Below are 22,613 nucleotides of genomic sequence, written 5' to 3'. Positions count from 1 at the left end.
AAGTACTATTTAATCTGTTTATGCAACTGTCCCGAATTTCAATTTTATCAATATTTCTTTTCCTTTTTATTATTGTTGTTTCTTGTGATACGAGTGACCCTTATCGATTTGAACCGCCGGATTACTCCACCGTTCCGGAAGCTTTTGATACTACCAATGTTGAATCAGTTGATATCTATGAAGGTGTAAAAGTTTACCTGCATGAAGAAGGGTTTGGTCCCTTTGAAGTAAATCACATATCCAGTATTAATGCTTATCTGACACTCAGAACTGAGTCTGGTGCTGTTATATTTAGTACTTTTGCGGATGGACAATCTTCACCTGTTAACATATCAATAGCCAATTCCGATGGGCAGGGAATAATCGTACAAAACCCATATGATATTTTTGTGACACATACTCCCGGCTTTCAGCGTGGATTACTTGGTATGAAAGATGGAGAAAAACGCACGATTGTCGTGTCACCCGATCAAGGATTTAAAGCTGTTCCTTCAAATAACCGGACTTCACAATATGTGGAAGAAACGCTTATTTATGATATTCTTATCACAGATATAGGTCCTACTAAGAGTCGATAAAACGGCGTAAAACTCTCCCCTGGATATTCGTCATAATTTCATGGACGTTGGTCTTTCCCTGATCAGCCCAGTCATGTGCTGTCCATCCATTTTTCCCCATCAGAATAACTTCTTGTTCCGTTGGGATCTGGTCTTCACCTAAGTAAATCATGATGTAATCCATCGTTACATTTCCAACCTGGGGATATAATTTTCCACCGATATTCACTTTCAGTTTATTGCTTAGCGAGCGTGGAATTCCATCTCCGTAGCCAACAGGAATGGTAGCAAGATACCCGTCTTCCGGGCACATCCACGTTGAGGAATAACTAACCACATCTCCTTTTTTTATAGGACGAACCTGAGCGATGGTTGATTTCCAGGTTAAAGCCGGCTCCAGCCAGTCATGACGGGTTTCCCCGGGATTATACCCAAGCATGCCAAGACCCGTTCTGATCATGTCAAAATGATTAAGATTCGGATAGTTAGCTACGGCACCCGTATTACTCATATGAACCAATGGAATTTCGCCAAAATGGTCCAGAATTTTGACGAACCGCTCATGTTGAGTTTGTACATAATCCGATCCGGGATCATCTGACGTTGCATAATGTGAATAGATTCCGCTGCAAATTAATCGCTGATTTGCCACAGCTAGTTGCCTGACTTCTTCTGCCTGTTCAGGTACAAACCCAAGCCTTCCCATCCCTGTGTCAAAATTGATGTGATAAGAAGTGCCGTCCATCAAAATGGAAAAATGAGTTCTGTGACTGACCGTTGCAGTTAAATTATGCGTTTGGTAAGCGGCAGCATTTTTATAAGTCGGAACCCCCAAAACCAATATCGGCTTTTTGATTCCTCCCATTCGAAGTTCAATTCCTTCATCCACGTTTGCTACGGCCAGCCAATCAACCTGATTTTCAATACGGGAAGCGACTCTTACAGCATGGTGGCTATAAGCATCGCACTTCACAACTGCTAAAATTTTCTTGTTGCCGGATTTGTTTTTAATGGACTGGATGTTCTTTGAAATTGCAGACAAACTTATTTCTGCGAATGAATTGGGAAAGTGAATCTTCAAGTGGATACTCCGAAAAATCTTTTTTTGCGTTTACTCAGAATTACTTGTGCGGCATTATACCCGGCAGCGCCAAACACTCCACCACCCGGATGGCAAGACGCACTGGACAGATATAAATTCTCAATCGGTGTTTCATACCGGCTCATTTCAGGAATGGGCCGAAACATAAACATTTGGTCAAAATTCATCTCAACATGCATCACATTGCCGCGAAGTAATCCGTGTTTTCTTTCAATATCTAAAGGAGACTGAATATACCAATCAATCAGCTTTCCTTTCATATTTGGAGCATATTTTTCTACTACCGAGTAAATTTTTTCGGCTTCCCGTTCCCGAATGTCATCCCAGTGCTTGCCATCGGATAATTCATACGGATGCCATTGCGCCCAGCCAAACAACGTATGCTTTCCATCCTTTGCCACGTCGGGATCTATCTTTGAGAACGTCATTGCCAGAACAGCCGGATTTTCGGGCGGACGTTTCTTTATGTAATCACCAATTGCCCTGTTCATATAGTCCGTAGAAGGCGCCAAAAGTTGCATACCGTTGTGGATATGAGGATCATTCGGAGCCGCGGTATATTCCGGCAACTCCTCAACCGCACAACGAATTACCATTCCAAATCCATTTCCAACGCTGATATTTTCTACTTTTTTAAACAATGAACGGTCCAGATTTTCACGCCCAACCATTTTCAGTATTGTGGTCTGAACATGAGCATTCGATACAATCAGGTTACCGGAAAAGTACTCATCATCTTTAGTAATGACTCCAACAGCCTTTCCATTTTTGATGTCAATTTTTTTAACGGCGTGATCTGTGAAAATTTCTCCCCCATGATCTTTAATGAAAGCCGCCATCGCCTGTGTTAACATCCCGCTTCCGCCTCTCGGGTGTTTGGCCCCGCTTTCATGAAGCATGGCCTGCCATCCTGCAAAATCACCTGTGGCAGACTGATCCGGAAGCGGCCCGGACTGTGCGGCAAACCACGTCAACGCAGCTTTCATATAGGGGCTTTCAAATGAATCCTCAACCACTTTGCCATAGCTCCCAAGAATTTTTTGAAGGCCGTCCATCTGCTCTCCTTTTTTGAACATGGCTCCGTTCTTAATTTGGCCCTTGATCATCTCCGTTACAATATTTTTGCCGGTCGGTGGATTCATAAACGCCTTCAAAACATGGCGGTTGATTCGTCCCCAGAAATCAATAAAATCTTTATAATTTGATACATCTTCAGGAGCCACTTTTGAAATGGAATTAAGGGTTCGGTCCAGATCCTTGAAAAAATGGATCACACCTTTTCCATCAGGAACCGGGTAGCTCATAAACGGATCCATCTCAATGTACTCAAGTCCGTAGTTGGCCAAACCTAATTCTTCAATAATTCCGGTTTGATGAATCATAATATGAACCGAAGAACCAATATCCATTCGAAAACCGTTGGGATTCTCAGGTGATTTGAACATCGTTTCCGTACACACGGCACCACCGATAGTATCCCGCCGCTCCAAAATTCCAACTTTATATCCTGCCTTTGCCAGATAACAAGCTGTAATAAGACCGTTATGGCCTGATCCAATGATAAGTGCATCAAACTTTTGCATTCTTCGTATTGTTAAAAGTTCGTGGAATGAATATTACTTTTTAGTAAGTTCTGCAAATAATTCTAAACGGCCGCTCATTCGGTCTCAAATAAAATGTTACAGAGATTTAACTATGCAATTTTTTAAAACGTTTCTTGCCTCAGTTTTGGGCACGCTCATCGGGGTGACTATTCTTGTTCTGATATTTTTTGCTTTTCTTGCCAGCAGTTCATCTCAGCCTGAACCCTATATCCGTTCAAATACGGTTTTAAAGATAAACTTGTCTGGAGATATTCCAATGCGGGTTCCATACGATCCCGTACAAGAGTTGCTCAATCCTGCCATGATGAACCAGGTATCTGTGACCGGTCTCAAGCAAAACCTGAAAAAAGCGGCATCTGATGATAATATTCCCGGAATTTGGATTGAGGCGAATAACGTGGTTGCTTCCTGGGCTAATCTTGAAACCGTTATGCAAGATTTGAAAGATTTTAAAGAGAGCGGCAAATTCATCTATTTCAGTACAGACGATATTGGAATGAATGAAAAAGCGTACTATTTAGCTACAGCTGCAGACAGTATTTTCTCGCCGCCGGAAACCATGTTCCAGTTTAGTGGATTTGCAGCCCAGCTTACGTTCTACAGAGAATTACTTGATAAGATTGGTGTTGAACCGGAAATGCTTCGGGCGGGCCGGTATAAGTCTGTGGTGGAACCATATTTGAGAGACTCCAGCTCTCCAGAGTACCGGGAACAGATCAATGAAATTCTTGCTTCTTACTCTGCAACATTTGTGGATGCGGTGAGTGAGCGAACCGGAAAAACTCCAATCGAAATTAACGCAATGATAAATACACCTCCGATTAACCGGCTTCAGTTTGCAGTTGAAAATGGATTGATAGATTCGCTTGCATACACTGATGAAGTCGCTAATATCATTAAACAACGAATAGGCGTTGAAGTTGATGAAGATTTAAAAACCGTCACTTACAGCCGATACAACCGGGTTTCAGACAGCAGTGTGGGTATCGACGTTATTGACTCATCCGATAAAATCGCCGTCATTTATGCTTCCGGAATGATTTTACCGGAGATTGCGGAATCCCCCTTTGCGACCAATACCGGAATTACTGCCGGAGATTTCAAAGAACAACTTGATGACGCTTTGGAAGATGATGACATCAAGTCAATTGTTATTCACATCGATAGTCCGGGTGGCGCTGCTACCACTTCAGACATTCTCTGGCACTACGTAAAAGAAGCGGCAGCAAAGAAACCGGTCGTTGCTTCGATGGGAACCGTTGCTGCCTCAGGCGGATATTACATGGCTATGGGCGCAGATACAGTATTAGCAGGTCCTAATACAATTACCGGATCAATCGGTGTTGCCAACATGATTTTCAACGTCGAAGAATTGATGGAAGAACATCTCGGCATTCATTACGAAACATTGAAAACACATGAGTATGCCGATCTTTTTGATTTTACTGATCCATTGAGTGAACAAGAACAGGATATCTTTGAGGCTAATATTGACCAAAGCTATCAGACTTTTTTAAGTGTTGTAGCTGAAAACAGAGGGATGACTGTGGATCAGGTTCATGAAGTTGCCCAGGGACGTGTTTATACAGGTCAGAATGCTCTGGAAGTAGGGCTTGTGGATGCCATCGGAGATATTGACGATGCCCTCAGAATTGCCGCAGAAATGGGTGGAATTAAGGAGTATAACATCGAGACTTATCCCAAAAAACAAGATCTTTTTGAAGCTTTCTTTGGAGGAGCCAATGCCCAGATGAAATCCTGGATGTTGGGTTGGGTTCCTTCAGATATTCAGTCTGATGTTAATGATGTAAATAATATCCTCCAGCAAAAAGGAGTTCAGCATTGGACAATCCTTCCATATAAAATCGATTCTTAAAGCCATATATGCAGATTGGAGAATTTACCGTTGAACAGCTGAGCGAAGGTTTCTTTGAACTATTTGAAGATGGAACCTTTCAAAAAATGGAGCCTTCGCGGCTGGACAACCTCAAAGATGATCCAAATATCGGCAAATTTACCTCAGCGATAGGAATTGATCCTCTTCTGATTCAAACAAAAGAGAAAAACATTATTGTAGATCCCGGCCTGGGATGGGGATTGGATGCAGGAAGCAGCTATAGAAATACATCCAATATCGTTACCAATCTCGATATTTTTGAGCTCACTCCGGAAGATATCGATATCGTTATTTTAACCCATCTTCATTTCGATCATGCTGCCGGAATATCCTATGTATCAGATGATTTATCAACGCTGCCAACTTTTCCAAATGCACGATATTTTGTGCATCGGGAGGAATGGGAATATGCTCTCTCCCAGATTGATCAGGAAAATAAACTCCCGGGAGCCGGCTATAAACTGGACGAAATCTATAAACTTGTAGCCGAAAAAAGACTTCATTTTATAGAAGAAGAGATTTTTTCTCCAATTGAAGGAATTCTTACGATTAAGACAGGCGGACACACTCCCGGACATTTGGTTGTTAAAATGAAAAGCAATGAGGAAGTCGCTTATTTTATGGGAGATCTGGTTCCCACAGAATATCATCTGAATCACTATTCGATGAAGCAGGTGGATACGGATGCTATTCAATCAAAAAAGGCTAAAACGCTTTTGCTCAGGCAGGCCTTGAAAGAGAATGCTGTCATGTTTTTCTACCATTCACTTTTTAGAAAATCAGGTCAATTATCAAGAGATCAGCACAAGAAATATATTTTACTCAATCCCTGATAAGGATATGAAAAGAGCAATCTGAACCTGACTCAGAATCTCATTAGCAAAATATATACTTGAACTTTAGATTCTGAGTTGAGATCAGGATGCCTTATTTGTCTGATTGGAATGGAATTGATACTTCCTACTGCTTATTCATAGAGATGAGAAACTCTTCGTTCGATTTTGTTCCTTTCATCTTATCGAGCAGAAATTCCATGGCTTCAAAAGCGTTGTGATTGTTCAGGTAACGTCGAAGCAATACAACTTTTTCTCTCTCCTCTTCACCGACAATAAGCTCCTCGCGGCGTGTTCCACTTTTGAAAACATCAATAGAAGGGAAAATTCGTCGTTCCGAAAGACGCCGGTCAAGTACCAATTCCATGTTACCGGTTCCCTTGAACTCTTCAAAAATCACATCATCCATTCGTGAACCGGTATCAACGAGAGCTGTGGCGATGATGGTTAGACTTCCGCCATTTTCAATATTTCGTGCCGAGCTGAACAGTTGTCGCGGAGCTTTAAGAGCTTCAGAATCCACACCGCCCGTCATGGTTCGACCTGAACTGCCCGTAGCCACGTTGTAAGCACGTGCAAGGCGTGTAATGGAGTCCATCAGTAATAACACATCATGTCCACTTTCAACAAGTCTCTTGGCCTTTTCAAATACAATTTCGGAAAGACCCACGTGATTTTCTGGCTTCTCATCAAATGTGGACGCTACAACTTCTGCGTCTTTCACCGTACGCTGCATTTCGGTCACTTCTTCCGGACGCTCATCAACGAGCAGAATGATAATCTTTGTCTCGGGATGATTTTTATTAACCGCGTTGGCAATATTTCTGAGAATAGTTGTCTTTCCCGTTTTTGGCTGGGCAACAATCAGTCCCCTCTGCCCTTTCCCGATTGGAGTGAACAAATCCATAATTCGGGTAGTGTACTCGGAAAAGTGATTTTCAAGTTTGAATCGGGAATCGGGGTAAATGGGTAGCAAATCCTCGAAATCTTCGCGATTATCCATATCCCGAGGAATTTTTCCGTTTACACCTTCAACGCGTAACAGTGCAAAATAACGCTCGCCAACTTTTGGAGGCCGGATAATTCCAATCACACAATCTCCCTGCTTTAACCGAAACCGTTTGATTTGTGAAGGAGAAACATAAATATCATCCGGACTGGCTTTATAATTATAGTTCACAGATCGGAGAAATCCGTAACCATCTGGAAGAATTTCAAGAGTTCCTTCATTTAAAAGAAACTTGCCTAACCGTGGCCCGATATCTTCAAGTCGCTCATCTAAGGTGTCAGCATCCGACTCAGGAAGCACATTGCTTACATGCTTCTTGTTTTTCTTGTAATTATTTCGGTTTGGCTGCCTTTTGTTAGACCCGGAAGAGGAAGATTTTTTACTTCGTTTTGGCTTGTCGTCGTACGTCTGAATATGCGACTCCTGACCATAACTGGAGCTTTGCGGCTCGTTATTTTTACTGTCAGAATTGGAATGATTTTGGCCAACATTATCACGAATACGATCGATAATGCCTTGTTTTTTTAGAGTGGAAACCCCCTTCAGCCCAAGAGCTTTCGCAATAGCCTTCAGGTCTTTAACATTTTTTTGATGCAGAGTTTCCAGGTCAATTTGAAAATCTTTATCGGTTTGATTCTCCGACATAATGAAAGTTTAGTTCTAATATTTGATTCATGAGAAAAGCGAACAACTTGGTATTAGTAGTACGCCGAGGGTATTAACTTAAAGTGCGGAAGGATTTTTTTGATCAGCAGAAGCTATGGCACCCATCCAATTGCTGACTATATTGTAAAAGTAAAAACTTCCGCTAAAAATTACTAATTCTGATTTAAAATGATCTGAGTGCAAAAAATTATGGTTTTGAATCACTCTTGCTGATGGAAAATAACTTTTCATTGTCTCAATGGTAGCGGAGCGTTGCCCTTCCATTTCATAGAGGTAAATATTGGGGAAATTGTTCCATAGCTCTGCAATTTTTGCATTTAGCTTATCCCCCATGAAACTTAATACCACCGACCATCGATTTGCAGGTGCCAACTCCAATAAGTGATTAATCAACGTTTTAACAGACTGTTCGTTATGAGCGCCGTCAAAATACCATTTTTTTTCTGTAGATAATTCTTCAAAAACGGCATGATTCAAAAACCGCGTGTGAACACGTTCAATGCCTTCAGCAAAGGTATCCATTTTTATTGGAAAAACTGAAGTTAAAGTCTCAACAATTTTATAGACAATTGCAACATTCTGAGCATCAATTTTCTTCCAATTTTTTGCATCTATCGTAACCATTGGATGGATTCCCCGAAGGTGAATTTTTTGATTCTCAGAAACAGCCTGAAGGTCAGCTCCTTTCAAAATGTTTGAATGATGCGACTCTGCTACAGAACGCACAACCGCTTCCGCTTCATCCGGCAAATTTCCAATAACAACCGGTCGCTCTTTTTTGATGATGCCGGCCTTTTCAAATGCGATGGCTTCAATGGTATCGCCCAGAATATCTGTATGATCAAGCCCAATCGATGTAATTGCACTAACTTCCGGATTGACAACATTGGTAGCGTCAAGACGGCCACCTAAGCCCACTTCCAGAATGGCAATATCCACTTCTTTTTTTGAAAAGAACCAGAAAGCAATGGCCGTTGTAATTTCAAAGTATGTAAAGTTTGATTCCTGAATGAAAGGACCATATTCATCAAAAAAATCTAACAGAAGATCGCTTTTAATTTGTTGGGCATTCACCTGGAACCTTTCCCGAACATTCAACAAATGAGGTGATGTATATAGTCCAACTTTATAACCAGCCTGTTGATAGACGGAGGCGGTCATTCTGCAGACGGTTCCTTTCCCATTCGTTCCACCAATGTGAATGGATTTGAAGTCATTTTGAGGGTTGCCCATCCGCTTGCAAAACTCATTCATCCTTGCCAGATTAAAATTGGCTGCAGATTTTCCCGCTTTACTAAATTTCGGAATGGAATCCAGGTACTCCTCTACCCTTTTGATTTTTTCGAGGGAGTCAGACATGAATCATGTTCTCCTTTTTATAGTCCGATAATTGCTTACTCAAATCAGAAAAAAGTCCGTTCGTAATATCGAATGATATTCCTTCAATTTTGCTCACCGGCACAAAATCAATCGCACTATTGGTAAGCCAAACGGCATCTGCTATCAAAAGCTCATCCATGCTATATTTCCCCTCATTAACTTCGTATCCCAACTCTTCGCGAAGAATATATACAATTGATTTTCGCATAATTCCGGGCAGAATATCGCATTCTTTTGATGGAGTGTAAACATCCCCATCTTTCAACCAAAAGATATTGGCAATGGACGTTTCGGCTACAAATCCTCCAATCGTGAGCAGAATTGCATCATCTGCTTCTTTTTTTTCAGCTTCCCTGAATGCCTGTCTGTAGTGCAGCATATTGCTCAATTTGAACTGTGTGGGCCTTGCTGAAGACGGAACAACACTCGTATCCGATAAAACTAAATGCTGTGGGGAGACAGGTTTTTTACATCCAGAAGCAGAAATAATGGTAAGAACCGATGCTTCATCCTTCCCTGAATATCCCGGTTTCTCGGATAAGGAAACCTGAATTCGAATTCTGGCTTTTTCATCCAACAAGTTATTCTTTTGTAAAAGTTTTTTGATCTGGCCTAAAACCGAATCAGCGTCGATTAACATATTTTTGGACAAACCCAGGTATTTGAGAGCGGCATTGAGTCTTTTTATATGCTCATTGTACTTGAAGATTTCTCCATTTTCGCTTAGAAAAGTTTCAAATGCTCCAGCACCATAATAAAGCCCGGAAGTTACGGCCGGAATTGTTGCTTCCGCTTCAGAAATAAGTTCTCCATTAAGAATGATATCATTCATGGAATTACTCACCAGACAAGAGAAGATTTAATTTTTTTTCGATTTCCATCGTATCATTCCCAACATGAATATCAAAAATCTCTTTCTTTCTGTTGATGAAAATCTGGGTTGGCATTCCCGGAGCAAGCAGAGATTGATAAACATCGGTTCCTTCAACAAAATGGAAAGGCTTTGGATGTTGAGCGATATATTCTTTCACAAGTTCATCTCCATCTCTAACGGCGGCTGCAATCACAACCAGGGAATTGTGATCATTTGAATAACTATTCAGAAACTCACCCACTTCTATGGACTTGTCAGACCATGTGGACCAAAAATGAATGATTACCGGACGGTTTTCAATCGTGTTCAGATGTAAACTATCCTGAGCAGAAAATGAGCGAAATGAGAGCGTATCGGGTAGAATTTCAGAAACGTTACTTTCAAAACCGGTTACCTGGCGCTGTGAATAACGAATAGTACTATATATGATAACGACGGCCGTTATCAGTGCACAGATAGCGATGAAGCGATTAAAATATTTTGGGTCTATCCTCATGTAGAGATTACATCAACAATCGATTGAGATCATTCTATAGAATGGCAGTGCAAACAAAATAAGGCCTTTCTCATTCGTTTGCACTCTCGAATATTTCGGATATGATACCTCTTTACTACAGACTGAAATCAAACTTCATCAAAGAACTTACCATTAAACAGCCCAGGTTTTTCCAATCTCTTCAAATGGCATACAGCCATCATACATTCCCGGAATGGCTTCATAACGCAGGACTTCAGAAGCACCAATTTCAGAAGTGAAATAGCCAAGTATGGTCAATTCCTTGAATCGAAGAAAGAATGACGCACTTTCATTCCTGTCAATTTCTAAAGCACTTTGATTTTCGTTGTAGACAACTTCGTAACGTCTTTCATCCGATGAGTCAAAAAAATCCGTTTCCAGCGTGATGCGAGAATTTTCAGCAAAGCTATCTAATCCTTCAAGAAATTCATTTCGCTGTTCTTCTGTGTAAACCTCATTTATCATGGATTCAATAAAAGCGGGAACGCCGGCTTCGCTTGCAGAAGGATATTCATCGGCTGGAATAATGACATCTGCCAGAGAAGTGACTAATCTTGCCTGATCATTGGAGAACAGAACCGGATTCCAGTCTACGCCCGGCTGAGCTGTACAACCTTTCAAAATGCCTAAAATATTGGGAGCAAAAACTGCACCACCGATAATCATTGCGGTTCGTTTGATTGCTTCTTTTCTGTCAATTTTATTGGTGTTGTCCATGATTACAAATTTCCTTTTTTGAGTTCTTCTACAGCAAAATTTGCTGCGCGGGCAGTTAAAGCCATATATGTTAAAGAGGGATTTTGACAGCCTGCTGAGGTCATACAGGCACCGTCGGTTACAAAAACATTTTTCACAGAATGAACCTGATTCCATTTATTGAGAACGGAAGTCTGGGGATCACGTCCCATCCGGGCTGTTCCCATTTCGTGAATTCCGAGGCCGGGTCCGCCGGGATCGTCATGTGTTTCGATATTTTTCACTCCGGCAGCTTCAAGCATTTCAGCGGCATCGCTTTTCATATCTTCGCGCATATTATACTCATTTTCTCCGAACTCTACATCAAAAACAAGTTGAGGTTGCCCCCATTTGTCAACTTTATCTTCACTAAGGGAAACCCTGTTGTTATGATTTGGCAGCATTTCACCAAAACCTCCCATACCGAGTGTCCACGTTCCGGGCTCTTTCAGGAGATCTTTAAGCTCAAGACCAATTGCCAATTCACGAACGCCACGCTGCCATGCTTCGCGGCTTCCACCGCCCTGGTATCCGAAACCACGAATATAATCCCGGTTGTTCCCATTCAAATTTCTGTATCTCGGAATATAAAATCCGTTCGGGCGCCTTCCCCAATAGTAGCGGTCTTCGAACCCTTCAATATCGCCACTGGCCCCTACGCCCAAATGATGATCCATGACATTGCATCCCAATTCACCAGAATCATTTCCCAAACCGTTTGGAAACCGATTTGATTTGGAATTGAGCATAATCATGGTTGTGTTCATGCTCGAAGCATTGAGAAATACAATGTTTGCATAGAACTCAAGTTCCTCAAGTGTTTCTGCATCAATCACCCGAACTCCAGTTGCCTTTCCTGATTCTTCGTCATAAATCACAGAATTCACAATAGAATGCGGGCGGAGAGTCATATTTCCTGTGGCTTGAGCAGCCGGCAATGTAGATGCATTACTGCTGAAATAGCCCCCATAAGGACATCCGCGAATACAACGATCCCGGAACATACACGGACCACGATTGTTATGATGGGCCGTAAGATTCGCAACACGGCCAATCGTAAGAACCCGTCCAAAATTGTCCATTATTGATTCTTTGAGAACTTTTTCCACACAATTCAGCTCCATAGGAGGCAGAAATTTACCATCCGGAAGTTGAGGGAGTCCCTCAGTCTGGCCGCTGATACCGGCAAATTCTTCAACATAATCGTACCATTTTTCGACATCTTCATATCGAATGGGCCAATCCACAGCGATGCCATCTCGCAGATTTGCTTCAAAATCCATTTGTGATAAACGGTAACTTTGCCGCCCCCACATAATCGATCGTCCGCCTACGTGATAACCCCGCATCCAATCAAACCTCTTTTCTTCTACATAAGGTTGGTCAGTATCCTTCACCCACCAGTGTTTCGTGGATTCACGAACAGTATATCCGGTGCGCATCTGCTTTTTATAATGCTTTGCTTCTTCTGCAGAAATATTATCGGCATTGGGTAATTCCCAGGGATCTTTGTGTGCAGTGGGATAGTCCTCGATATGTCTTACATCCCTGCCTCGTTCAAGTACAAGAGTGTTTAAACCTTTTTCTGTGAGTTCTTTTGCAGCCCAGCCACCACTGATACCTGTTCCCACAACAATAGCATCATAGCTATTTTGCTTTTTAGCTTTGAGATTCAATAACATGAAATAGTACTTCGGGGTTAAAAAATAGCCTAAGATTAATAGACAAACCTACAAGGGTTTGAAGGAGATTTTATTTTTTAGATTAAAAAAATAATTTTTTTATACCTGATTAAGTTCTCTGCCGACTTTTTCCAGCAAAGCCTTGGTAGCCTTAATTCCTTCGTCTTCGGAAAGTTCATTGCCTTCATACTCAATCCCAACATGGCCTGTGTATCCGGCATCTTTCACAATTCGCATTAAGCGCAGGTAATCTTTATCCGCTTCGTTGCCTTCTGCATCGAAATTGTGTGTTTTTGCACTTACACCTTTGGCATAAGGCATCAACTCTTCTGTTCCCTGGTAAGGATCATAAGATTCGGTTTGGGAAATGTTGAAGTTTCCAAAGTCGGGCAAAGTTCCGCAGTTAGGATGATCCACCATTTGAATCGTACCCACCAGCCATTGGGCATTACTTGAAAGGCCTCCATGGTTCTCAACAATTACGCCAATATTCTCACTTTCGGCATATTCAGAAAGATTGCGCAAACCATCAGCGGCGCGCTGCATTTGTTCATCATATGTTCCCTGGCTGGCGGCATTTACCCGGATGGAATGGCATCCCAAAAAACTGGCCATATTTACCCATTTATAGTGATTCTCAACCGCCTGCTGACGCGCTGCGTCATCAGGATCACCCAGATTTCCTTCGGCATCACACATAATCAGAACACTTTTTACACCTTCATTATCCGCAATATTTTTGAGTTCATTGAGATACTGTTCGTCTTCTGCCTTATCAAAATAAAACTGGTTTACATATTCAATAGCGCCAATATCATACCTTTGGCGGGCATGTTGGGCAAAATTCAGAGGATCAATATCTCCCTGGTAGAGCTCAGCGGGGTTTTCACGAAGCAAGCGGCCAAATTCATCCCAGCCAAGTTCTCTGGAAGGGCCATAATAACTTCGGTTGAGCGACCATTGAGCAAGAGAAATATCAAAAAAAAGCTCGTTATTAGCTCCTTCTGTTGTGCACCCTGTTAATGTCAATGGCAAACCGGATAATGCCGCACCACCGACTGTTGCAACTCCCAAACTTTTTAGAAATGTTTTTCTATCCATAGCATTCATTTAGTTAATTGATCACACAAAAATACAACAAAGATTAAACTCTCAAAGTAGATTTAACTTTTTTTCAAAAAACACTCATATTCTATCATATATGAGGTGTTGTATTTTTATCATAACAAAAAAATTATGTATAAAACATTAAGTATTGGAGAAGTTTTGTGGGACATTTTTCCCGATTATAAAAAGCCTGGAGGCTCACCCGCAAATGTCGCTTATCATCTTCATTGTCTGGGAGCAGATTCACTTCTTTTAAGCCGGGTTGGTGATGATAATAAAGGCTCTGAATTACTTCGTTTTCTCAAGAATAAAGAAATTGACATCAGGTACATTCAACAAGACAGGGTTCATCCAACCGGAATAGTGACTGTTGCATTTGCAGAAGGTGAACCTACATATACAATCCAAAAACCATCGGCATGGGATTATATCTCCCTCACAGATTCGCTAAAAATGGAAATTGATTCGCTGGATGCTATCTGTTTCGCTTCTTTATCGCAGCGAAATAACGTTTCACGAAATACCATTCAAAAAGTGCTTGCAGCAGTTCCGGATACGTGCCTTAAAGTTTTTGACCTCAATCTTCGTCCTCCATTCATAGATAAAGAACTGATTCTCAACTTGATCAAAAAATCGGATATTATAAAGATTAACGAACATGAATATAAAACACTGGCTGACTGGTACGGCTCAAAAAAATTCGCGAAAGAAATAGTTGAGAATAATCCAACCAAAACGGTTTTGTTGACCGAAGGAAAAAACGGTAGTTCAATGTTTATTTCAGAGGGGTTTTTTCATGAAGATGCCCTCCCTGTTACTGAAAACGGGGATTTTGTGGGTGTGGGCGATGCGTTTCTTGCCTGTTTTACATATCTGAAATTGAAGGACACTCCAGCCCCAAAAATCCTTGCTCTTTCCAATCAGTATGCTGCTTTTGTTGCATCGCAGAAAGGTGGAATGCCCGAAATTTCAAACTCAATTCTTGAACAAATTCAATGATTCTTAAAAAAATAGTATTCCTCATCTTCCTTCTCTTATTGCTGTTTGAAAATGGTTTTCCCCAGGATAAATCTTATGAGATTCCTGATATCCAGGTAGATGTAGCCATACAACAAAATGGAATTGTTCATATTGACGAACACAGAACCTATCAATTTATGGGTTCATTTAGTTGGGCAGATTATCGATTACCCAAAAACGGTTTTTCTGAAATCCGGAATATCCAGGTTTTCGAAGGTGATTCGAGCTTCATCAACACGAATAATGAACAACCCGGAACATTCAGCGTTTCGGAGGATGGGAATGACGTTGTTATCAAATGGTTTTACCAGGCTCTTGATGACAATCGAACATTCACTCTCTCCTACGACCTGGCAGATGCAGTGTCGGTTGGGCCAGACTGGACGGAATTCTTCTGGAACTACATTGCTTCAGGACGGGAAAAATCAACGGAGAATCTTGATATCAATATTCAGTTTCCACATGCCGTTTCAACTGATTCGCTCTATGTCTGGCTGCGTACAGATGCAGAGAAAACGAAAATCAATAAAACACCCGGCGTACTAACTATTACCGCTGAAGATCTAACAAGACATCAATCATTACAGGTTCGTACGGCCTTTCCCACTTCCATTTTCGACATGAATTCAGTCACAGTTACGGATCCGAATTTATCGTTAGAATGGATTCAAAATGATGAAGCTGCTTATGTTCAGAAAAAAGAACAGCAGGCTGAAAGACAAGCATATTTTGACTCGATTACACTTGAAATTACTATTCTAATTTGTGCTCTCAGTATCGCTGTTTTTATTCTACTCTATAAAAAATATGGGACGCGTTTTCCAACGAGAACCATCTCTGACCGGGAAACCATCCTCATACCTGATTCCACTCCGCCCGCCATCATTGGCAAATTGATGGGAAATAATATTACCAGCGGCCAGCATTTAGTGGCAACCATTTTTGATCTCGCCCGCCGAGGCTGGTTTACTATTGAAGAAGAAAAAATAGAGAAAGACGGATTTTTTTCATCAGAATCGACCGAGTTCAGAGTAAGAAAGGTTGAGCCTCAGCCCGAAGATTCTCTTCCAACTTGGGAGAAGATGATTGTAGATCACCTGAACAACCAGATTGAAAATGGATATGACAAATTTGATGAACTCTTTAAGGAGGGAGAATTCAAGATGTCAAAGTGGTTTCCTGAATGGAAAAAGGAGGTAAAGGCTGTCTACGATGAGAAAAACTGGATTGATAAAGGAAGTAAAAAAGGAGTATTACTAAATATCGTAGCACAGGCCATTTTGATCATTTCTTCTGTAGCGCTGCTCATTCTTTCTGAAAATGAGTTTGCACTGATTGGAATGTTTGTTTCGGCTTTATTTATGGTTGGCTCTTTTGGAATTCAAAGGAGAACCAAGGAGGGCCAGGAAATGTACAAACGATGGAAAGCCTATCGCGATGGACTCAAGAATGCAGATAAACGTACAATACGAATGGAAATGCTTGATCGCCATTTTATTTACGCCATGGCTTTAAGTCTCTCACAACATCACATCGAAACAGTTGTCAAATCTGCTGATGACAATGATGTGGTCATTTTTACCTGGATTATTTTGATGCAAGGTTCGTCTCATACTCCTTCATCTGTTGCGGCAACGGTTTCAACTTTAGCCTCAACCAGTACTTCAACGTTTTCCAGTGCCGGCGGAGGTGTTGGGGCTTCGGCAGGTGCGGCTGGCGGAGGGGCTTCAGGTGGAGCGGGATAAAAACCTCTTAAAGCTCGACAGCCGTGTGTTTGTACATATTTTTCAGATCCGGGTTCATAAGCCCAACTGAATTGTAGGGTTCAATTCGCTTGCGAATTCGTTGAATAAGATTTTGAATCTCTCCATCTGAGATAGCATCCATATTCGATGATTTGATTTCATTGAACGATTGTTGAATCAATTCTCTGATTTCAGGCTCGCCTGCACACAAAAATGTGTCTGGAATTTCACCTCTCAATCGACTTTGTTCATATCGAATAGAAGCAATAAAATAGAGCATTGTGGAGGCAGAAAATAGGTCAAAATGGTTTCTTGTTTTATAAGAAATAGAAACCAATAAATCAATGAAGAACAATTCATTAAAGACTTTATCTTGATAATTTCCCAAGCACTTTATTTGGTCTTTTTCGGACAAATTTGAAGTGAAAAGTTTTAAAATTTTCTCAACTCCACTCAGCGTAAATGCAATTCCTGTACTGTGAAGTGGATCTACAAAACCCGCTGTATGTGGCAAAACCACCCAGCCGTTGCCGAACAATTTATCCAATCTTCGTTGTAACCGTGGTGTTCCGAAATAACGGTTCGGTATTTCAGCGATTTCAGCATCTTTAAAAAGAGTTTTAAGGGACGGATATTTTCCAATTATTGTATTCCACTGCTTCTCAGGCTCAATATCTGCATTCAATTCATTGTGATTATGATCCAACAGAATCCCGGCACTCAACAAATCATTATTAAACCGAAGCATCCAAATCCACCCTTCTTCAATCAAGTGGTGAAGGGCTGAATAATCCGGGTTATATGGATAGTCAGAAGTTTTAAACCCGTGATTATGGAGGTGTTTTAGCCAGTGAGGAACATGTTTGAAATGAGAATAAATGGCGGAAGAATTAGTCTCAAAACCCGTTGAAGTGCTTTCAGTTTTAAAGAATTTGGCTGAAAAATTGGGTCCGCCTGTGGCATCAATCAACCAATTGCATTCAATTTCTTCCAACGCCCCGGATGAATCCAGGAAAACCGACCATTTTTTATCATTCGCATTTCTGGAGAGCTTATCAATTTCGGTCTGATCAAAATAAGTCACTCCTGTCTCAACTGCGTTCTTTACCAAAAAGTGATCCACATCACTTCGAAGCCAGTTTGTATCTGAATTTTGATCGTTTTTGCTGGCAGCAACAAGTAACTCCCTGCTATGATTTTCATCTGAATGAAACTTCTCTCTATTTTTATGCTGATAATAACTGAATCCCCTTTTCAAACCGCAGACAATTTCAGGATAATTCTTCTGCCATTCTCCGTACCTGGACAGCTTCTTCAAAATTGGAAGATTATACTGATCAGCCAGATCTCTCAAAATCATATCTGCAATCGGAGTAGAAGATTCGCCAATAGCAAACCGAGGATGTTTTTCCTTTTCAACCAGGCACACCGAGTACCCGGAATTCTTTAAGGCCATTGCTGTAATTGAACCGGAAAATCCTGATCCAACTACCATAAAATCAAACTTTTTCATCTATAACAGTAACTTCAATTACAGTCACAATTGATTCCCGGCAAAACGTTCTGTGACAGATTCATCTTTTCTAACCGTTTTTTTCGGGGTTCAAAACAAACATCACAATCCGAAAATTTTTCGAGATCCCAAACATCACAGAAAACCCTGCCGTTATTCATTTGCAAAGATCGCTCGAACACCGTTTCAAGGGCTGTAAGTGTTGGAGGAATATAATCTCCGGATTTTTTTAACTCCTCCATAATTCCGTTTCCGTCCCGAACAGGAATAATAGAGCAGGCAGTACAACCGGAATCAAATGCAAATTCAACGGATTTTAAGCACCATTCAATATTTTCTTTGGGATCCGTTAAAAAAGGCGGATTTAAAAGAATAAAAGCCCGTACGTCAATTTCCTCTTGATTTAAAAAACGAGTGGCTTCAAAAAAATCTTCTTTCGTAATCTGCTTATTCAGCTTTGGAAGAACCTTTGGATGAATGGTTTCGAGTCCCATCGCTATTTCCAAAGAACTGTTTAACATATCTCTGAACTTGGGAATGAATGATCCGATTAATCTTGGATGATTCTCAACGATAACGTGATCATAACCGGAAAGTAAGTCGGAAATTTTCTCGTAATCGTATCTGGGAATAGCTTTCCCATCAAAGAAATTGCCGCTATTATACAACTTCACAACGTCCGCATTTGGCAACCTTTCCAGTGCATACTCAATTTGTCTCGGAATTGCTCCTTTTGGCGTGGGCTTATCCAGTGTATGGCGCCAAAGATCACACATTACACATTTGAACGGACACTCCCTGTTTGTCAGAAAAATGGTATTTACATCTTGAACCGTACCATCCTTCTGAACTTCCTTTTCATTTAAATACAGGTAAGGGATGGAATGATCAACTTCCGCCTTTTGGGGACGATATTTTTCAACAGTTTTATTGGTTATCTGACGAATCAAAATCGAGAAAACGTATTCAGAAAGATTAATCTATCATCATGATACCATTTTTAGATTGCTTTTGGCAAACGAATCCATCTGTAAACAACCAGTTTTTTATTATCTTTGATTTACGACTTCATCCATTCAAACATGAGTTTTTTTGTGAAACGAATAATATCAACCCTTACAGCGGTTCTATTTTTTCTTACCCTTTTCACTGTCAACGATATCCAGGCTCAATTTTCAATCGAAACAACGGGTATCATCAGTTCTGAAAGCAACACTCCTTTTTGGTTTGATTCCAACAGGAACGGAATCTATTCGAGGGAAGGGAGCCAGTTTCTAACGAGGCTTCAATACCACAATTTATTCGATGAATGGGAAGACATTGACATTCTGTATGGAGCCAGTCTGATCGCAAGACCTGGAGATCAGTCCACAGTTTCACTAAATCAGGGATATGTTAAAATTCAGGGATACGGTTTGGAATTAGCCGGTGGAAGGTTTGTTGATCCCTCCCCACTTTATGATCATCCTTTGGGAATGGGCTCTCTTGGAATCAGCACGAACGCCACTCCAATACCAAAATTAAAATTTGGCTTAATTGATTGGACACCAATACCTTTCACAAATAACTTTATTCATATTCAAGGGTTTATTTCCCATGGATGGCTGGGAAGTGAACGATATGTAAATGATGTACTTCTTCACGAAAAAGCCGGGTATGTTAAATTCGGGGGCGATCATGTTTTAAATATTTATGGAGGACTCGCTCATTATGTTTTGTGGGGGGGCAATAGTCCGGATCCAAGTGTTGGTGATATCCCAAGTGGCTTTTCTGATTTTATTGACATCTTCTTTGCTCAAAGCGGAGATGAAGCCACTCCGGGACAGGATCAGGCATATGTTTTGGGAAATCAACTTGGAACGTGGGCATTCGGTTCTTTGATTGAACTTCCGGAAACGAATATAAACATTTATCTACAGGCTCCTATTGAAACAAAGTATGATCTGAAATTCAAGAATATGAATGATATTCTGACCGGAATTTCTGTCGATTTTGATGAAGATTTCAATTTCCCCATTGACAACTTTGTGTATGAATATCTTTACACAAAAAATCAGGGTGGCGAGAGAAGGTTAAATCCTGATGCAGATCCCAGTGTTGACCTCTATCGCGGCAATCAGAATTACTATAATCATGGAATTTATAAAACCGGATGGGCCTATCAATTCCGTATGATTGGCAATCCATTATTTAAACTGAATGAAGAAAATCTGGGAATTCTCAACAACCGGATTGTAGCGCATCATATCGGTGTTGAATCTGATTTTGAGGCATTTGATCTGTTTGGAAAAGTTACGTACAGCAGAAATTATGGCAAGCGCTGTGATAACCGGGTTCCTAATTTAGGCGAGCAAGAGTTGTTCGGAATTCGTTGCGAAAATACAGTAGATACTCTTCCCGGACGAGTGCTGGAGCAATGGTCCATCCTGGCAGGTGCGGAATTTCCTTTACCGATAATTCCAAATGAGAATATTTCACTCAGAATAGAAGCTGCCTTGGATAACGGACGGCTTTTTGGAGATCAGTTTGGAGTATTAACCAGCATCATCTGGTCCAATTAGACCTGCATGTTTGAAAATTTTTTGCAGATAGATGAAAATAAACAAAGGTAATTCAGAACATTACAAATGGGGAAATTCCTGTGATGGCTGGCATTTTGTAAAAAACGATCGGCTTAGCATCATTCAGGAATTAATGCCTCCGGGTTCAGAAGAAACAGAGCATTATCATCAAGAAGCTGAACAATTTTTCTATGTTCTTGATGGCATCCTGACTATTGAAATGGATGAAAAAGTATTCTCAGTTAAAACCAATGAAGGTCTTCATGTGTTGCCAAATGTATTACATCAGGTTAAAAACACTTCAAAGAAATCAGTAGAATTTTTAGTTATTTCGGTTCCGCCAAGTCACGGTGATCGCATCATAACTGAAAAATAAATTAGTGATAAAGCGACCGGAAATAATCGCGATACACCATTTCATCATCCGGAAAAACCTTGCTGAAATCATCCATTTGAACAGAACCGTGCTGCATTCTTCGCTTTGGAAATACCGGCATCTCCAGGCCCGTTGCAGCTTTTATTCCTCTCTGAACAATTTCTCCTTTTAAGGCATAAAGCTCCTCATGCTTCCAATCTGTAAGTTGGATAAATGGAATTCCTTCTGAAACCTCAATAACATTTGGAAGCGAATACGGACTGAAACCTTCAAAACCGAAATGCGAAGCCGTTGCATACGTCCGGACACTACCTCGGCTTTGTCCGCCACTGTAGGTTAACGAATGTTTAATTTTGTCGACTCCCCACCCTTCATGATAAAGCAGTGGATTGTTGAGAACACTCCGAATGGTCAATTCCGGGTTATCTTCAATCGGGTAGGCTTTCAGATTTTCATCTCCCCCATCGCCATCAACCAGATATTTCCAGTCAGGATATTTCTCCCGGATTTTTTTGCAAAGCGTTAGTGCTGTTGTCGCAGCTTCAACATCACGCTGTTTATAGTCTTCAATCACCCGAATTGTCTCCTTGTAATCAAGGTCGGTGACCTCTCCTTCAATAACTTCAAGGAACATGCTTAAATCCAGCGAATCCAAAAACTCGTAAGCTTGGGATGCATCCGGGCCATGATTAATCGAAAGTGTAAAAGCTTTCAATCGTGCGGGTGACTCTCCCCTTTTTAGCAATAAATCATAAAGAGTCAGGAAAACGGAACCACTATCAATTCCGCCGGAAAACAGCACACCAATCGGTTCTTCCTTAGGGATTGAATCCAGCCATTTTTCACATTCATGAGCCATTGCGCTGACATAGGCTTCTCCGATTTTGTCCAAATTCCCGGAAAGCTGATTTCTCTTCGGTGTAAAATATCGTTTGTAATCAGGATTCGGATCCGGGCAGCCAATCACATCAAGTTTGGTAACATAATGGGCGGGAACCATTCGCGTATAATCTGGCTTAAATTGATGATGAAGATCAAGCTCTTTCAGGTAGTTGTAAATATCATCTATTCTTTCGGCAACAACCAACAGTGGCCCATCCACTTGTTTAGCCATGAAATATCGCATTGGACGACCAATTGAACGAGCCATTCGAACCTGCTGATCCCGCTTGGTAACAATTGCGAAACTCCCGTCAATTTTTCTTACTTCATCCGGGTTTCCTCCTGCTACAATTTCTTCTGCCTCTTCATGAGACATGTTGAAGATTTGGTTTTTTTCGGGATCAATGAGATTGGCAAAATCGTGAAGCTTTTGAATAACTTTCGGCATGATTTCAAAAAAATAGGGTTTCTATTTACATCTCAAAAAGATACAAAAACTGCACTTTATTATGAGAAGTAAATAAGAAACCCTGTCAAATTTTGAATTTATAGA

General features: G+C 40.9%; 19 protein-coding genes. 7 read left to right on the top strand and 12 right to left on the bottom strand.

All coding sequences use genetic code 11. The annotated features are described in order from the left end of the window. The first annotated feature begins 20 nt into the window (after positions 1-20). A complete protein-coding gene (locus L0B18_RS12585; protein ID WP_234572137.1) occupies positions 21-578 on the top strand; it encodes an FKBP-type peptidyl-prolyl cis-trans isomerase in 558 nt (185 codons plus the stop codon). Here L0B18_RS12585 and alr read toward each other — a convergent pair. Together alr and L0B18_RS12575 are read right to left on the bottom strand one after the other, a co-directional pair. Further along, positions 565-1,599, bottom strand: a complete 1,035-nt coding sequence (alr, locus tag L0B18_RS12580) for an alanine racemase (protein ID WP_234572136.1) — start codon at positions 1,597-1,599, stop codon at positions 565-567. The genes L0B18_RS12585 and alr overlap by 14 nt on opposite strands. A 35-nt stretch (positions 1,600-1,634) precedes the next feature. Then, entirely contained in the window at positions 1,635-3,242 is a 1,608-nt protein-coding gene (locus L0B18_RS12575) for a phytoene desaturase family protein (protein WP_234572135.1), read from the bottom strand. Positions 3,243-3,354: 112 nt separating this feature from the next. On the opposite strand from L0B18_RS12575, the gene sppA reads away from it, so the two are divergent. Both sppA and L0B18_RS12565 read left to right on the top strand, forming a co-directional pair. Continuing rightward, positions 3,355-5,139, top strand: coding sequence for a signal peptide peptidase SppA (sppA, locus tag L0B18_RS12570; RefSeq protein ID WP_234572134.1), 1,785 nt, complete (start codon positions 3,355-3,357; stop codon positions 5,137-5,139). An 8-nt stretch (positions 5,140-5,147) separates the two neighbouring features. Beyond that, on the top strand, positions 5,148-5,993 hold the full coding sequence (locus L0B18_RS12565; RefSeq protein WP_234572133.1) for an MBL fold metallo-hydrolase: 846 nt from the start codon (positions 5,148-5,150) through the stop codon (positions 5,991-5,993). A 127-nt stretch (positions 5,994-6,120) separates the two neighbouring features. Here the strand turns inward: L0B18_RS12565 and rho are convergent, their stop codons facing one another. From rho to L0B18_RS12530, 7 genes are all read right to left on the bottom strand, one after another. Next, positions 6,121-7,647, bottom strand: coding sequence for a transcription termination factor Rho (rho, locus tag L0B18_RS12560; RefSeq protein ID WP_234572132.1), 1,527 nt, complete (start codon positions 7,645-7,647; stop codon positions 6,121-6,123). 78 nt (positions 7,648-7,725) lie between these two features. After that, positions 7,726-9,027, bottom strand: a complete 1,302-nt coding sequence (locus L0B18_RS12555) for a bifunctional folylpolyglutamate synthase/dihydrofolate synthase (protein WP_234572131.1) — start codon at positions 9,025-9,027, stop codon at positions 7,726-7,728. Continuing rightward, complete coding sequence (locus L0B18_RS12550; RefSeq protein ID WP_234572130.1) at positions 9,020-9,892, bottom strand: aminotransferase class IV; 873 nt, start codon at positions 9,890-9,892, stop codon at positions 9,020-9,022. Before L0B18_RS12550 ends, L0B18_RS12555 begins: the two co-directional genes overlap by 8 nt. After that, entirely contained in the window at positions 9,885-10,418 is a 534-nt protein-coding gene (locus L0B18_RS12545; RefSeq protein ID WP_234572129.1) for a TlpA family protein disulfide reductase, read from the bottom strand. The genes L0B18_RS12550 and L0B18_RS12545 overlap by 8 nt, the downstream gene beginning before the upstream one ends. Before the next feature lie 153 nt (positions 10,419-10,571). Further along, complete coding sequence (locus tag L0B18_RS12540; protein WP_234572128.1) at positions 10,572-11,156, bottom strand: gluconate 2-dehydrogenase subunit 3 family protein; 585 nt, start codon at positions 11,154-11,156, stop codon at positions 10,572-10,574. 2 nt (positions 11,157-11,158) lie between these two features. Continuing rightward, entirely contained in the window at positions 11,159-12,856 is a 1,698-nt protein-coding gene (locus tag L0B18_RS12535) for a GMC oxidoreductase (RefSeq protein WP_234572127.1), read from the bottom strand. Positions 12,857-12,955: 99 nt separating this feature from the next. After that, positions 12,956-13,957: a sugar phosphate isomerase/epimerase family protein gene (locus L0B18_RS12530; RefSeq protein WP_234572126.1), complete on the bottom strand. Its 1,002-nt coding sequence runs from the start codon at positions 13,955-13,957 to the stop codon at positions 12,956-12,958. A gap of 135 nt (positions 13,958-14,092) precedes the next feature. Between L0B18_RS12530 and L0B18_RS12525 the strand changes: the two genes are divergently transcribed. Further along, positions 14,093-14,962 carry a PfkB family carbohydrate kinase gene (locus L0B18_RS12525; RefSeq protein WP_234572125.1) on the top strand — a complete coding sequence of 290 codons (870 nt, stop codon included), beginning with the start codon at positions 14,093-14,095 and terminating at the stop codon, positions 14,960-14,962. Further along, on the top strand, positions 14,959-16,728 hold the full coding sequence (locus L0B18_RS12520) for a DUF2207 domain-containing protein (RefSeq protein ID WP_234572124.1): 1,770 nt from the start codon (positions 14,959-14,961) through the stop codon (positions 16,726-16,728). Before L0B18_RS12525 ends, L0B18_RS12520 begins: the two co-directional genes overlap by 4 nt. 7 nt (positions 16,729-16,735) lie before the next feature. Here L0B18_RS12520 and L0B18_RS12515 read toward each other — a convergent pair whose 3' ends face one another. Continuing rightward, entirely contained in the window at positions 16,736-18,241 is a 1,506-nt protein-coding gene (locus L0B18_RS12515) for an NAD(P)/FAD-dependent oxidoreductase (protein ID WP_234572123.1), read from the bottom strand. Positions 18,242-18,255: 14 nt separating this feature from the next. Next, positions 18,256-19,191, bottom strand: coding sequence for a radical SAM protein (locus tag L0B18_RS12510; protein WP_234572122.1), 936 nt, complete (start codon positions 19,189-19,191; stop codon positions 18,256-18,258). 144 nt (positions 19,192-19,335) lie between these two features. Between L0B18_RS12510 and L0B18_RS12505 the strand changes: the two genes are divergently transcribed. Together L0B18_RS12505 and L0B18_RS12500 are read left to right on the top strand one after the other, a co-directional pair. Further along, positions 19,336-20,802, top strand: coding sequence for a capsule assembly Wzi family protein (locus tag L0B18_RS12505; RefSeq protein ID WP_234572121.1), 1,467 nt, complete (start codon positions 19,336-19,338; stop codon positions 20,800-20,802). Between the two features lie 31 nt (positions 20,803-20,833). Further along, on the top strand, positions 20,834-21,178 hold the full coding sequence (locus tag L0B18_RS12500; RefSeq protein ID WP_234572120.1) for a cupin domain-containing protein: 345 nt from the start codon (positions 20,834-20,836) through the stop codon (positions 21,176-21,178). Between the two features lies 1 nt (position 21,179). On the opposite strand, the gene L0B18_RS12495 is transcribed toward L0B18_RS12500, so the two are convergent. After that, a complete protein-coding gene (locus L0B18_RS12495) occupies positions 21,180-22,508 on the bottom strand; it encodes an asparagine synthase-related protein (RefSeq protein ID WP_234572119.1) in 1,329 nt (442 codons plus the stop codon). Between the last annotated feature and the right edge of the window lie 105 nt (positions 22,509-22,613).

The organism is Rhodohalobacter sp. 614A (assembly GCF_021462415.1).
GTDB lineage: Bacteria > Bacteroidota > Rhodothermia > Balneolales > Balneolaceae > Rhodohalobacter.
The sequence above is the reverse complement of the archived record's forward strand: the minus strand, read 5'-3'. Positions and strand labels throughout refer to the sequence as shown.

Coding starts and splice junctions, on each gene's coding strand:
- L0B18_RS12585 (WP_234572137.1), top strand. CDS start 21: ATGCAACTGTCCCGAATTTCAATTTTATCAATATTTCTTTTCCTTTTT.
- L0B18_RS12575 (WP_234572135.1), bottom strand. CDS start 3,242: ATGCAAAAGTTTGATGCACTTATCATTGGATCAGGCCATAACGGTCTT.
- sppA (WP_234572134.1), top strand. CDS start 3,355: ATGCAATTTTTTAAAACGTTTCTTGCCTCAGTTTTGGGCACGCTCATC.
- L0B18_RS12565 (WP_234572133.1), top strand. CDS start 5,148: ATGCAGATTGGAGAATTTACCGTTGAACAGCTGAGCGAAGGTTTCTTT.
- rho (WP_234572132.1), bottom strand. CDS start 7,647: ATGTCGGAGAATCAAACCGATAAAGATTTTCAAATTGACCTGGAAACT.
- L0B18_RS12555 (WP_234572131.1), bottom strand. CDS start 9,027: ATGTCTGACTCCCTCGAAAAAATCAAAAGGGTAGAGGAGTACCTGGAT.
- L0B18_RS12545 (WP_234572129.1), bottom strand. CDS start 10,418: ATGAGGATAGACCCAAAATATTTTAATCGCTTCATCGCTATCTGTGCA.
- L0B18_RS12540 (WP_234572128.1), bottom strand. CDS start 11,156: ATGGACAACACCAATAAAATTGACAGAAAAGAAGCAATCAAACGAACC.
- L0B18_RS12535 (WP_234572127.1), bottom strand. CDS start 12,856: ATGTTATTGAATCTCAAAGCTAAAAAGCAAAATAGCTATGATGCTATT.
- L0B18_RS12530 (WP_234572126.1), bottom strand. CDS start 13,957: ATGGATAGAAAAACATTTCTAAAAAGTTTGGGAGTTGCAACAGTCGGT.
- L0B18_RS12525 (WP_234572125.1), top strand. CDS start 14,093: ATGTATAAAACATTAAGTATTGGAGAAGTTTTGTGGGACATTTTTCCC.
- L0B18_RS12520 (WP_234572124.1), top strand. CDS start 14,959: ATGATTCTTAAAAAAATAGTATTCCTCATCTTCCTTCTCTTATTGCTG.
- L0B18_RS12515 (WP_234572123.1), bottom strand. CDS start 18,241: ATGAAAAAGTTTGATTTTATGGTAGTTGGATCAGGATTTTCCGGTTCA.
- L0B18_RS12500 (WP_234572120.1), top strand. CDS start 20,834: ATGAAAATAAACAAAGGTAATTCAGAACATTACAAATGGGGAAATTCC.
- L0B18_RS12495 (WP_234572119.1), bottom strand. CDS start 22,508: ATGCCGAAAGTTATTCAAAAGCTTCACGATTTTGCCAATCTCATTGAT.